Source organism: Nitrospirota bacterium (genome assembly GCA_016212215.1).
Lineage (GTDB): Bacteria > Nitrospirota > 9FT-COMBO-42-15 > HDB-SIOI813 > HDB-SIOI813 > JACRGV01.
Genome location: JACRGV010000001.1, coordinates 1 through 13,484 on the forward strand (window position 1 = coordinate 1; position 13,484 = coordinate 13,484).

A 13,484-nucleotide genomic window follows, 5' to 3' on the forward strand; every position below is an offset into this window, starting at 1 on the left:
GCTCACAAAGGATGATGAAAATGAGGCCCCCTCACCCGGACCCTCTCCCGCCAGGGGAGAGGGAGGCTAACGTTTATTCCCTCCCCTTCAAGGGGAGGGTTAGGGTGGGGATGGGGTTTATTTTCGGATGAACCGTCATGAGCGGGGCGCTCACAAAGGGGCATGAAAATCAGCGGGACAAGAAAGTCCCGCCTATCCTCGTAGAAATGGATAGGCGGGGTTTTCTTACCCCGCCGGAAGGGATTTTCGGATGAACCCACATGAGCCTTCGGCTCACAAAGGATGATGAAAATGAGGCCCCCTCACCCGGACCCTCTCCCGCCATGGGAGAGGGAGGCTAACGTTTATTCCCTCCCCTTCAAGGGGAGGGTTAGGGTGGGGATGGGGTTGTTTACGAATGATGAAAAAAGCGGGACAAGAATGTCCCGCCTATCCTTATATAAATGGATAGGCGGGGTTTTCTAACCCCGCCGGAAGGTTTTTCAGATAAAGGAGATTGAATGGAGTTTCATGAGAATAAAGTCATACTGAAAAAGATAGCTGAAGAGATTAGTGTTTCAGAGAGGCAGATAGCTGAGACGCTGATATTGCTGAAAGATGGCGGGACGGTTCCATTCATCGCCAGATACAGGAAGGAAGTTACAGGGAATCTGGATGAGGTGCAGATAAGGGGGATTGAGGAAAAGAGGGGATATTACAGTGAGTTACTGGAACGTAAAGTTGTGATACTGAAGACGATAGAGGAGTTGGGTAAATTAAGCCCTGAACTTAAAGTCAGGATTGACGGGTGCTTTGAAAAGAACGAGCTGGAAGACCTGTATCTTCCCTACAAACCTAAGCGAAGGACTAAGGCTACTATTGCCATTGATAAGGGATTGGAGCCATTGGCTAAGTATATGTTTGAGCAGGTGCAGGCGGACAAGTCCATAGAAGCTCTTGCTGTTGAATTTGTCAGTGAAGAGAAAGGCGTTGCTTCAGCAGGTGATGCGGTTGATGGTGCTTTGCACATTATAGCTGAATGGGTCTCTGAGAATGCCGATTTCAGGAAGGTGTTGAGGGAGACTATGATGAGGGATGGTGTTGTTGTCTCGCGTGTTGTTAAGGGGAAGGAGACGGAGAAGACGAAGTTTGAGATGTATTATGATTTCCGTGAACCTGCAGCGATTATTCCTTCCCACAGGATGCTTGCAATCAGACGCGGGTGGGAAGATGGTGTTCTCACATTTTCCATAGATATTGAAGAAGAAAAGGGTCTTGCATATCTGAAAGACCGTATTATAAAAGACGCCGGTTCTGTCTTTGCACCATACCTTGAGAGATCTATTATAGACAGTTATACAAGACTGCTGAACCCTGCTATACAGACGGAGGTGCGTGTTGTCTTAAAAAAGCGGTCAGATGAGGAGGCGATCAGGGTATTTGAGGAGAACCTGAAGAACCTTCTTCTGGCGCCTCCGGCCGGTGCAATAACAGTGATTGGTGTTGACCCGGGAATGAGGACAGGCTGTAAAGTGGCTGTTATAGATGAGACAGGTAAAATGCTTGAGAACACTACTATTTATCCGACTGAGCCGAGGAATGATATCGCAGGGGCTGCAAAGACCTTGACAGCACTGATTCAGAAGTACCGCATCAGAGGGATTGCTATCGGCAATGGGACAGGCTCCAGAGAGACTGAGGGCTTTGTCAGGGATATGTTAAAAGAGCAAAAGTTTGAAGGGATATTCTGTGCTGTGGTCAGTGAGGCAGGGGCATCTGTATATTCAGCCTCTGACATAGCAAGGGATGAGTTCCCTGACCTTGACCTAACAGTCAGGGGCGCCATTTCAATTGCAAGAAGACTGCAGGACCCCCTTGCAGAACTGGTAAAGATAGATCCTAAGGCGATTGGTGTCGGACAGTATCAGCATGACGTTGACCAGAAAAAACTGAAGCAAGGGCTTGACAGCACTGTAGAGTCCTCTGTAAATAAAGTTGGCGTGGATCTGAATACAGCCTCGTATGCACTTCTCAGGTATGTGGCAGGGATAAATGAATCAGTTGCGAAGAGGGTGGTCAAGTACCGCGAAGAAAACGGTTCATTCCGTTCAAGGCAATCACTTATGAATGTCTCAGGTTTTGGTGAGAAGACATTTCAGCAGTCAGCCGGATTTCTCAGGGTAAAGGGGAGTGATAATCCGCTTGACGGGACAGCAGTGCATCCTGAATCGTATCCTGTTGTGGAAAAGATGGCATCAACACTTGGCTTAAAGGTTGCTGAGCTGCTGGAAAATGTTAAGGTTGTTCAGTCTCTTGATATAAAACAGTTTACGGATGATAAGGCCGGGGAATATACTTTAAACGATATCCGGGAAGAGCTGTTAAAACCCGGAAGGGACCCGCGTGAGAAGTTTACTACGGTAACATTCAGGGATGATGTTAAGGAGATAACTGATTTGCAGGAGGGGATGGTACTGGAAGGGACGGTGACTAACGTAACCAATTTTGGTGCATTCGTTGACATTGGAGTCCATCAGGACGGCCTTATCCACATATCAGAGCTTTCCAACAAATTCATCAAAGATCCGAAAGACGCAGTGAGGGTTGGAGAGATTGTTAAGGTTAAGGTCATTACAGTTGATGTGCCGTTAAAGCGAATTGCCCTTTCAAGGAAGGCACTGCTTCCACAGTCCGGCACGGAGCCTCGAAAGACTGACAGAAAAGAGATAACCCAAAAGACAGAAAGCCCTAAGAGTATGACAAATCAGCTTGAGGCTTTGAAGGCAAGGTTTGGAAAGAAATTTTAAAGCACAAATATTATTAATATTTTTCCTAATCGGGTTCATTGCATTTTCAGATGCGTCTGCTAAATCCCGGCGGCATGAGACATCTCCACCTTCTTTTAAAGGGACTACAGTACTTGAAGATAGAAATTACTTTGATGTGCTGTTGAATCATATTAATAATTCAAAACATGAAATCATTGTCAGCATGTATGTGTTTAAAACTTCGGGTAAAAGTTCAAATTATGCAGACAGGATTAAAGTAGCCCTGATAAAGGCTTCTCAAAGGGGTGTTGATGTGAGGGTGTTGTTAGAACTTGAGGATGAGATGGGTTCATCACTTAATGCTGGTAATGAGCAGACTGCAAGGGAATTGGACAGAGGCGGTGTTAAGGTCTTTTTTGACTCACCATCAAAACGCACCCACGTAAAGGCTGTTGTGATTGACGGAAGGTTTACGTTCATAGGCAGTCACAACCTTACATCGAGTGCCCTTCAGTACAATAATGAACTCTCTCTGATGATTGAGTCAGAAGAGGTGGCGGGGGAGACGGGAAGGTATATAGAGGGGATCATAGCAAGAAGCAAGAAGTAAGAAGCAAGAGGCAAGAAGCAAGAGGCAAGAAGTTAGAAGTAAGAAGGCAGAGGCAAGAAGCAAGAAAAACAGTGAGTAATGGATAGGCGGGACATTCCTGTCCCGCATTTTTGACAGAAACACCTTGACATCTATAAGGAAATTAGGGTAGTTTAGGGACGTTTCAACCACTCAACTAATATAAGGAGGGATTGATGAGAAAGATTACATTATCTTCAATAATTGCTGTGTTATTTGTTGTAATGACAATGTCGGTTGGTTATGCAGGAAGTAAGATTGACCTTCAATCTACTTTGCTCGAGCCTAAGTTTAAAGATATGAGTAAAGAGCTGGGACTATTAATTAGTTATGCCCCGCTTTCACCTGCGGAACCGCTTGGTATACTTGGTTTCGATGCAGGTGTTGAGGTTACAGCAGCAAAGATAGATTCTTCTAACTGGAAGGGTGTAATTAATAATCCGCCTGACTATCTGATTCTGCCTAAACTGCATGTGCAAAAGGGACTGCCGCTTGGGATAGATGTTGGATTAGAATATGCTACTGTACCGAACTCAAATATCTCTCTCTACGGCGGTGAGCTGAAATGGGCTGTGTTAAGAGGGACAATAGTATCACCTGCTGTTGCAATAAGGGGAAGTTATACAGCATTGTCCGGTGTGAAAGAACTTGATGCATCAACTTATGGACTTGATGCATCAATCAGTAAAGGATTCTTATTTATTACACCTTATGCAGGTGTGGGACAGGTATGGATTAATACCAGTGAAAACTCCAGTGCAGTGAGTTTTAAGGATGTAAGCACCAGCGCTACCAAGATTTTTCTAGGTGCAAAGGTAAAACTTCTCCTTGTTAATTTAGTCGTTCAGGCAGACTTCTCTGATGTGAATATGTATAGTGCAAGGGTTAATGTAGGGTTTTAGGAAAGACAGTAAGCAGTGAACAGTAAGCAGTAAGCAGATTAAAGGCAGAAGCAAGAATAGAGAAGTTAGAAGCAAGATAAAACAAGTAACCCCACCCTCACCCTTGCCCTCTCCCTGAGGGAGAGGGTGCTTAGGTTATTTATTCCCTCCCCGACACTGAATGGGGGAGGGTTAGGGTGGGGATGGGGTTATTCGCATGAGTCTTTTAAAGAAAAAATCAGAAAAGATATACACATGGCAGGACTACCTTACATGGCCTGATGATGAGAGGTGGGAGGTGATTGACGGGAAGGCGTATGATATGTCGCCATCACCTTCATCCAGCCATCAAAGGTTTGTGTTGAACTTTGCAACTATTCTTAAATCAAAACTTACTGGTGGTAAATGCAAGGTCTTTATTGCCCCTCTTGACGTATATCTCGATGATTATAATTTTGTTCAACCAGATGTCATGGTTGTGTGTGATGAGAAAAAGATAAAAGACAGGATATATGGTGCCCCTGATCTGATTATAGAGGTCTTATCACCTTCAACTTCCCTAAAAGATAAAAGAGATAAGAAGGCACTATACGAGAAATTTAAGGTAAGGGAGTATATTGTAGTTGAACCTGAGGGGATGGTTGTTGAGAAGAATTGCCTTATCTCAGGAAAATATAAGGGGCCATTCATACTTGGCAGTCAAGAGGTGCTGCGACTTGCATCTCTTGATAAGATTGAGGTACCGCTTTGGGAGGTTTTTGAAGTTTCGCCGCCTGCAGAAGAAAGTGAACAGTAAGCAGTGAGCAGTAAGCAGATTAAAGGCAGAAGCAAGAAGTTAGAAGCAAGAAAAAAACAAGGAATCCCACCCTCACCCGGACCCTCTCCCTGAGGGAGAGGGTGCATAGATTCCCTCCCCGACACTGAATGGGGGAGGGTTAGGGTGGGGATGGGGTTATTCGTATGAGTCTTTTAAAGAAAAAATCAGAAAAGGTATACACATGGCAGGACTATCTTACATGGCCTGATGATGAGAGGTGGGAGGTTATTGATGGTAAGGCGTATGATATGTCACCATCACCAACACCAAGGCATCAATCTATCGCAGGCAACTTTTATTTTATAATAAAAGAAAAGTTAAAAGGTAATCCATGCAAGGTTTTTATGGCTCCTCTTGACGTATACTTTGATGATTATAATTTTGTTCAACCGGATGTCATGGTTGTATGTGATGAGAAGAAGATAAAAGACAGGATATATGGTCCCCCGGATTTGATTATAGAGGTCTTATCCCCTTCAACTTCACTAAGAGATAAAAGGGATAAAAAGGCGCTATATGAGAAGTTTAAGGTAAGAGAATATATTGTTGTTGACCCAGAGGGGATGGTTGTTGAGAAGAACTGTCTTATATCAGGAAGATTTAAGGGGCCGTTCATACTCGGCAGTACAGAGGTGCTCCGCCTCGCTTCTCTGGAAAAGATGGAAGTACCGCTTTGGGAGGTGTTTGAAGTTTCGCCGCCTGCAGAAGAAAGTGAACAGTAAGCAGTGAGCAGTAAGCAGATTAAAGGCAGAAGCAAGAAGTTAGAAGCAAGAAAAAAACAAGGAACCCCACCCTCACCCGGACCCTCTCCCTGAGGGAGAGGGTGCATAGATTCCCTCCCCGACACTGAATGGGGGAGGGTTAGGGTGGGGATGGGGTTAATATATTATGAAAACACAACACGTACCAATTACAGCAGAACCCGGAGAATATGACAGGAAGAAGGCACATTATCAGGCGGATAAGGTGGCGAAGGATTATGATGCATTCAGATGGTCCAGTGCAAGCAGGCGATGGAGTAATAAGAGGAAGCTCCTCGCTATCAGCAAGGCAATAGACCTTGCCGCTTCAATGGGTAATGCCATACACAGTGCTATTGATATCCCATGCGGTACCGGCCGGATAATGCCTTTTCTGCTTTCAAAGAATATAAAGCTAACCGGGTCGGATATATCTCATGAGATGATGCAGGTTGCACAGGGAAAGGTGCGTGATAGCTCACTCTCAAACGGCTTTGTCAGATGTGATGCTGAGAAACTCCCTTTTGCTGACGGGTCATTTGACAGCATATTCAGCATTAGGTTCTTATTCCATCTCCCGACGGATGTCCGCAGAAGGGCATTGAGGGAAATGGCCAGGATCAGCCGCCGGTGGGTTATAGTTGACTATCGTCATAAATACACAATGAAGTACAGGCTAAAACATCTAAAAGGAAAACTTGGTTTATCAACAAAGCAATATAACCGTGTATCCGTTGAAGATATATCCAAAGATTTCAATGAGGCAGGCCTCAAACTTATAAAAATATTTCCTACCTATCCCATCTTTTCTGATAAATGGGTCATCCTTGCCCGGAAAATCCAATGAAGATCAAATCATGTGGCTGTATATAGCAGAACCTTTTAAAAAAATATTAGAGCAAAATGGACTTAGAATCTTTAAGGATTTTATGTTGTTTGAAGGAGGTACGGTACTCAAACGCCTTCCATCAAGGACTATCCGAAGGATTGAACTTAAATCAGGGAATTACCCCCCCCAGCCCCCCCTTGAACAAAGGGGGGGGATTTCTTTTTTCTTCATGAAATCCCATAAAGGTGCGGTCAGCCCTTCGGATGCATTAAGGTCATTTTTATCAGGCTTTTCAATATCGTGGGGCAGAAAGGAATGGGACGTGATTCAGGCATTTCATGAACACGGTATCCCTACACTAACTGCTGTAGCAGCAGGTGAGGATGTCTCTTTGTTCCATCAGGAATCCTTTCTGATAACAGAGGAGTTGAAGGGGTTCCAATCCCTTGAGATGTATCTTAAAACGCAAATTATACCGCCGCTGTCCAAAGAGAAGATTATTAACAAAAGGGCATTGATTAAAGAGGTTGCTGAAATAGCTCGTACAATGCACGGTGCAGGGTTTAATCACAGGGATTTTTACTGTTGTCATATTTTTATTAAACCTGAAGATGGCAAGAGGCAATGGAGGGTTCTTGACCTCCAGCGTGTAGACCGCAGGCGATGGTTCAGAAAAAGGTGGATTATAAAAGACCTTGCGGCATTGAATTATTCCGCTCCGGTAAACATTATCAGCAAAACAGACAGGCTGAGGTTTCTTATAAATTACTTTGGTTCAAAGGAAGATGTAAGGCATCAGATGTCCTTGATAAGTGATGTAGTTAGAAAAACAGACAGGATAAGGGAGCATGACGTGAAGCTTAAGAAAAGGAAGTCTGAAGTAAAGCAGTGAGCAGAAGTTAGAGGTAAGAAGTTAGAAGTAAGATAACATAGCTACCCCACCCTCACCCTGGCCCTCTCCCTGAGGGAGAGGGTGCTTAGGTTATTTATTCCCTCCCCTTCAAGGGGAGGGTGAGGGAGGGGATGGGGTTATTTTCACATGAAGATTGCTATCGTAAGGAAAAAATATAACCCGTTCGGCGGGGCTGAGCGTTATCTCAATTTCTTAGCAAATCACCTTATCAAACAAGGGCACGAGGTACATATATTTGCAAACAAATGGCCCCGGTCCCCACAATCCGATTCAACCGGAGTAATCTTTCATAAAGTACCTATGATAGGCGGTCTTTCTATCCTGAAGATATGGAGTTTTGCACTGACAATATGGTTTATGATTCGTAAGGAGCATTTTGATATTATTTTCAGCAATGAACGGATCTTTTTTCAGGATGTGTATAGGGCAGCAGACGGCTGTCATAAAGGATGGCTGTCAATAAGAATAAAACAATTACACTTTTGGAGAAAGTTATCTATCCTTATTAATCCGCTTCATTGGTCAGTCTTATTCATAGACAGGCTAATCTTTGAAAAAAGAAGATTTAAGAAGGTTATTGCATTATCTTTCCAAAGTAAAAAAGAAATTATGGAGCTTTACAATGTCCCTGAAGATATGATTCATGTTATCTACAACGGGGTAGACTTAGAAAAGTTTCATCCGAGGTATCGAACAGGCAGGGAATCATTACGGCAGGAATTAGGAGTAGAAAAAAAACAGTTCGTTCTTCTTTATGTCGGTACCGGATTTGAAAGAAAAGGGTTAAGGTATCTAATCGAATCATCTGCATTATTGAAAAAACATTCTTTTCGCCTTTGGGTTATCGGGCGGGGTAATACCGATATGTATAAAAAATTAGCAAGGAAACTTGGGGTTGAAGACTCTATAACTTTCCTTGGACCTATCGGTAATGTAGAAAAATACTACGGGGCAGCAGACATCTTAGTTTTCCCTACCTTATATGAACCTTTCGGAAATGTTCATCTTGAGGCTTTGGCAAGCGGTTTGCCTGTTATAACCAGTTCCTTGAGCGGCGGGTCGGAGATTATAACATCAGGCATGGATGGATATGTTATAAAAGATCCGACAAATCCTGCAGAGATTGCTGAGAAAATATTACTAGGATTTAAACGAATGAGAGAATTTGATATGGGTATCGAGGCAAGGAAAAAAGCTGAAAAGTTTACATTTGAACGAACTATTCAGGAGTATGTAAATGTTTTCAAGAGCGTCAATATCCAAGAACCTCTTTAATTACTTTACCGACACCGGCAACATAGTTCTCTATAGAGAATTGTTCAATGACCCTTCTTTTTCCATTCTCACCAAGCTGATCTCTAAGCGGCTTTGAGACAAGAAGCCTTTGAATAGTATTCGATAAAATTTTAATATTTTTAAAGGGCACTAAGTATCCTGTTTGTTCATTTAATACAAGCTCTGATGGTCCTATTACATCATAAGCAACAACAGGTTTTGCCATAAGCATGGCTTCAAGTATTGCCCGCGGAAGACCCTCTCTTTCTGAGGTTAGGACAAAGATGTCCATTATATTGGTGTATGAAATCGCATCCGGATTAAATCCTGTGAATATAACCCTGTCTTTGAGATTCAACTTATGAACCAATTTCTCAAGATTCTTTCTTTCAGCCCCGTCTCCTACAAGTATGCACTTGTAATCAACAATAGTTTTTGAAGTTTTATCAATCTCATTTAAAGCGTATAATAGGTCGCTGACCCTTTTTCTCTTTATTAATGAGCAGACAGTTCCAATGATTATTGTATTGTTTTTTATCATCAGTTCTTTTTTAAGGTCATTCTTACTTCGTGACGGATGAAAATCAGAGGCTATCCCATTATGCACTACAACGCACTTATCACGGGATATTCCTTGGTTTATTACATCTTCCATTACACCGGATGAGACACATATTATTCTGGAGACGATATTATTTACTACGCCGGCTTCAAACGCATTTATATCCGATTTTATACGGCTGTGTTGTATTACCGGTATACCTGCTATTTCTGCAGCTAATATGCCTTCAAGGTTAGCGGATGGATAATTGTTCAGGTACAGTAATTTGATATTTATTTTTTTTAATTTATCTGCAATTCGTTGAGCATCAGGTTTAATGCAAAAATTGTAGTTCATGAAAAAGTTAAAACGTGCCTTTAACTTTTTATTAAAAAATAAGGCAGCCTTTCCTGTCTTATGAAGTAATTTTAGGTATGCTGTTATTTTTGTCTTTTTAAAAAAAATGGCATCAATCTTCAGTTTTTCTATCTCGGTCTTAATGTCAGATGATGAACCATTTTTATAATTATTATAAAATAATGCTGTTATATGGTATTTCCCCTTATCAATCCTCTTGAGGAGTTCTAACATGCTGTTTGTGCCTCCACCCCATAATATAGCATTATCCAGAATAAGGATTTTGACCGGCATCAGATGTGTCCTGTTAGTTTATTAAACTGTTCGATATATCCGTCAATTATTTTATCAGATGCAAATGTTTTTACAGCAAAATTACGGCAGTCAACGCCCTGCTCCAGCAAGGCCGTGTGGTCCTTCAGCATTTTTAAACCATGAGATAAAAAAGTTTCAAGATTACCATCAGCAAAAAAACCGAGGTTGAACCTGTTTATCCAGTTATTCGGGTCAACACTCAGGGAAAGTACCGGAGTGTTGTTAAGCCATGCCTGTATCATTGCATTAGGTACCCCTTCAAGAAAACTTGTATTTACGAACAAAGATGCCTTTGCAAAAAAAGATTCTGTCTGTTTAAATGTAACCCGGCCCATAACTGTTACATTGGGTATATGAGATGCCTCTTTCATGATCTGTTCCTGATATTGTTTATTTCTGGCTCCTCCGACAATTACGAATTGCCAGTCTTTTAAGGTCTTGCAGTATTCTGCCAATCGAAGAAAAATCTGCGGTTGTTTTCTTGGGATCAAATTTGCTGTCCATAAACATATCTTTTCTTTTTTAGGCATAGCAGATGCCCCGCTGATATTATAATACGAAGGAAAAACTATGCCTTCCTTGCCATAATTTCTTGTCAGTTGATCTTTTTGATGTTCAGTTTGATTAATAACACGATTAGCCATTCTAATACCTTTATGAATAAGAATATCTTTATAACCTTTCAAAGGATATAAGATAAATCTGAGCCATAAGGGAAAGGATTTTTTTTTAATGCCGGACAATTCTTTCCAGAATCCGCATGAATCATCGCCATTGCTTGCCCATATAAATGCCTTATTATTTTTCTTTGCCCAATTCGCAGCAATGTATGTGAGATAAGACCGCCCTCTCTGATAAACAATATCAGGATTAATACTACAGAGAGCCGCATTAAACCTGCCCAGCTCTGCTATCCATGAAAACCCGTCATTAGAACAAGGTACTCTGAAGATCCTGATACCCTCAATAATTTCCTCAATCGGTCTATCAACTTTTGAAGGCAGTATGTATGCGACTTCTATATGTCTATCAAGAAATGCCCTTGCAAGATTATATAACTGGACCTGTGTACCATTTATCTCAATGGTCTCATCAAGAAGGAATGAATCATTCAGTAAGGCGATCTTCATTGTGTATGACCCTTCATCCTAAAATCCTTCCTGCGGGGTAAGAAAACCCCGCCTATCCATATCTATGAGGATAGGCGGGACATTCTTGTCCCGCTGATTTTCGTTTCCCTTTGTGAACCATGGTTTATATGAGTTCTCTATAAGTTCTATGTTTAACTGCATTGTTTTCTCGCAAGGACATATTGTTTGCAAAAATCTGAATGATTAGCATGCGATGACCTGAGGAATGGATTTTTCTTCAGGACTATGGAGTTAAAATTATATAAATATCTGAACAGCCGTATATGCCCTATTCCCATAGGAGACAAAACTTTCTTATAGCGTTTTAACAAAGGGAGCGGATGACTGAATTGATGTTTAAGAATGGTAAAACCGGATTCAGTCAAAAGCTGTTTGAACTCTTCCTGGGAATATTCAATAGTATGATACGGGTCTTTAGCGATTTGCGGGTTACTGACCGGGGTTGTACAAATCAGATACCCATTATTGACAAGCAAGTTATGACAATTCATTAAAAAAGATTTAGGCCGGTCAAGGTGTTCTATTACCTCTACACACGAGATTGTATCAACTTTATTTTTAAATCCTAAATCATAACATGAGCCTTTAATAAAATGAATATTCTTTAGATTCTCAGTCTTTTTAATCGCCAGCTTTAAGGCAGCCTCAGAGTAATCCAAACCTATTATTTGCGAGTTCGGAAATTTCTCTGCAAACATTGCAGTCAGACAGCCGTCTCCGCATCCAATATCAAGGAGTATCTTGGGGTTAATATTGTCGGTTAATTCGAGGGTTTTTAAGTATTTACCTAATAATCCTGCATCATGATGCTTAAATGAACCGGAGACTCTATCCCAGTGATATGCGCCATATTTTTCATATTTTAAAAATTCCTTTTCCATCGCCTAATTGATACTCCTTTTGTAATTCAGCATGGTTTCTATATTATTAACAACATTATTAACCGTAATACTATTCATGCACATCCTGTTATGCTTCTCACAGTCGTACTCGCGGCATGGGGCGCAGGGAAGTTTGTTGTATATGTATTTATTCGGGCTATTGTTCCATCCGGGGTTCCATTTCTCAACCTCCCCGGGACCAAATAGAACAACCACAGGAGTCTTCCCTGCGACTGCAAGGTGGGCCGGACCTGAGTCAACAGCAATCATTAGTTTACTCATTTTAATAAGGAATACAAGTTGAAGTATTGTTGTCTTACCGGTTAAATCAATTACATCATTATGAAGGCTATTAATTAAATAATTGATAATTGATTTATCTTCTTTTCCTCCAATGATTATTACTTTTAGAGAATATTCTTTTACTAAGTATTGAATTACTTGTTGGAATCTTTCAGGAGGCCACATCTTTGCCGGCCTTTTTGAAAAAGGGGCAGCTATTGCAAAGCTGCTGTCCTTACTTATTCCATTTTCTGATAGTAACCGGATAACATAGTCCTTATCCGATTTATTAATCCAGTCTACATTGATTTCACTATTTGTTATGTTAATTCCAATGGCCCGCAACAGTTCCAGATTCCTTTCTGTTTCATGCAATTCAGGATTAAATTTTACAGGTATACTGATAAGCCATGGAAGTTTTTCTTTTTTTTCTTCACTGCCGAGTAAGACCTTTTTGTATGCGATAATACAACGTGCATTTGTTAGTAATGCCCATGGAAGTTTGCCGTATTCCTGTGTAGAGATAATGAAAAGATCAATACCTATTTTTCTTAGGGTTCTGAACACTGTTAACTTGTCCCGAAAGGTATTGCCTTTTAGTATTATCAGGCCGTTGTGCCATGGGCACCCTTTTAGTAATTCTGCCCCTGTATTTTGTCTTACTAATATGTATATCAGGGCTGATGGGTAGGCATTTCTCAATGCTTTAATTACAGGAAGGATAACAGCGGTATCTCCCAAATGTTGAAACCGCGTAATTACTATTGTCCGTGGTGAAGCAAGCAGTTTTTGTACAATAGGATTATTCGTTCTGACATCATAATCATTTTTTAGACGGTATAGTAAATTATATAAACTAATGAGAAGTAATGTAAGCATTAAATCTTTTGTTTTTTCAAGGAAACTATATAGATTGACCACATTGTATAATAACCGCATATTTGTGTAAAGGTTTCAAGCCTGTAGTGTAGAATTAAATCTAAACATTTGTAACCGTTCACAGTCCATTATATCAATCCCATGTAATTATCTTTGAAAAGGGAAGCAGGTATTTAATACCCTTTGTAGTTTCGTTGGTTTTAATAATTAAGTGGTGCGATGAAACTGTTTCAGGAATGATTTTTATA

Annotated in this window: 13 protein-coding genes; 8 read left to right on the plus strand and 5 right to left on the minus strand. The window is 41.1% G+C overall.

Translation table 11 applies throughout. The features are described 5' to 3' along the window. Nucleotides 1–500 precede the first annotated feature (500 nt). The 8 genes from HZA08_00005 to HZA08_00040 all read left to right on the plus strand — a co-directional run bounded on the left by HZA08_00005 (nt 501) and on the right by HZA08_00040 (nt 8,830). The gene (locus tag HZA08_00005) at nt 501–2,786 is read left to right on the plus strand and encodes an RNA-binding transcriptional accessory protein (protein MBI5191808.1); all 2,286 of its coding nucleotides are present in this window, start codon (nt 501–503) and stop codon (nt 2,784–2,786) included. Beyond that, nucleotides 2,770–3,357 (plus strand): phospholipase, encoded by a 588-nt coding sequence (locus HZA08_00010; GenBank protein ID MBI5191809.1) that lies wholly within the window; start codon nt 2,770–2,772, stop codon nt 3,355–3,357. The genes HZA08_00005 and HZA08_00010 overlap by 17 nt, the downstream gene beginning before the upstream one ends. A gap of 194 nt (nt 3,358–3,551) precedes the next feature. Next, a complete protein-coding gene (locus HZA08_00015) occupies nt 3,552–4,277 on the plus strand; it encodes a hypothetical protein (protein ID MBI5191810.1) in 726 nt (241 codons plus the stop codon). Between the two features lie 196 nt (nt 4,278–4,473). Further along, nucleotides 4,474–5,052, plus strand: a complete 579-nt coding sequence (locus HZA08_00020; protein MBI5191811.1) for a Uma2 family endonuclease — start codon at nt 4,474–4,476, stop codon at nt 5,050–5,052. A gap of 164 nt (nt 5,053–5,216) precedes the next feature. After that, complete coding sequence (locus HZA08_00025; protein MBI5191812.1) at nt 5,217–5,795, plus strand: Uma2 family endonuclease; 579 nt, start codon at nt 5,217–5,219, stop codon at nt 5,793–5,795. Between the two features lie 166 nt (nt 5,796–5,961). After that, on the plus strand, nt 5,962–6,660 hold the full coding sequence (locus HZA08_00030; protein MBI5191813.1) for a class I SAM-dependent methyltransferase: 699 nt from the start codon (nt 5,962–5,964) through the stop codon (nt 6,658–6,660). A gap of 211 nt (nt 6,661–6,871) precedes the next feature. Next, nucleotides 6,872–7,534 carry a hypothetical protein gene (locus HZA08_00035; protein MBI5191814.1) on the plus strand — a complete coding sequence of 221 codons (663 nt, stop codon included), beginning with the start codon at nt 6,872–6,874 and terminating at the stop codon, nt 7,532–7,534. Between the two features lie 147 nt (nt 7,535–7,681). After that, complete coding sequence (locus HZA08_00040; GenBank protein MBI5191815.1) at nt 7,682–8,830, plus strand: glycosyltransferase family 4 protein; 1,149 nt, start codon at nt 7,682–7,684, stop codon at nt 8,828–8,830. Here HZA08_00040 and HZA08_00045 read toward each other — a convergent pair. From HZA08_00045 to HZA08_00065, 5 genes are read right to left on the minus strand one after another with little or no spacing between them, the layout of a single operon-like run. Next, a complete protein-coding gene (locus tag HZA08_00045; protein MBI5191816.1) occupies nt 8,808–10,022 on the minus strand; it encodes a glycosyltransferase in 1,215 nt (404 codons plus the stop codon). The genes HZA08_00040 and HZA08_00045 overlap by 23 nt on opposite strands. Beyond that, a complete protein-coding gene (locus tag HZA08_00050; protein ID MBI5191817.1) occupies nt 10,022–11,173 on the minus strand; it encodes a glycosyltransferase family 4 protein in 1,152 nt (383 codons plus the stop codon). Before HZA08_00050 ends, HZA08_00045 begins: the two co-directional genes overlap by 1 nt. An 18-nt stretch (nt 11,174–11,191) precedes the next feature. After that, complete coding sequence (locus HZA08_00055) at nt 11,192–11,335, minus strand: hypothetical protein (GenBank protein MBI5191818.1); 144 nt, start codon at nt 11,333–11,335, stop codon at nt 11,192–11,194. Next, on the minus strand, nt 11,326–12,075 hold the full coding sequence (locus HZA08_00060; GenBank protein MBI5191819.1) for a class I SAM-dependent methyltransferase: 750 nt from the start codon (nt 12,073–12,075) through the stop codon (nt 11,326–11,328). Before HZA08_00060 ends, HZA08_00055 begins: the two co-directional genes overlap by 10 nt. Before the next feature lie 3 nt (nt 12,076–12,078). Continuing rightward, nucleotides 12,079–13,296 (minus strand): glycosyltransferase family 9 protein, encoded by a 1,218-nt coding sequence (locus HZA08_00065; GenBank protein MBI5191820.1) that lies wholly within the window; start codon nt 13,294–13,296, stop codon nt 12,079–12,081. Nucleotides 13,297–13,484: the final 188 nt, after the last annotated feature.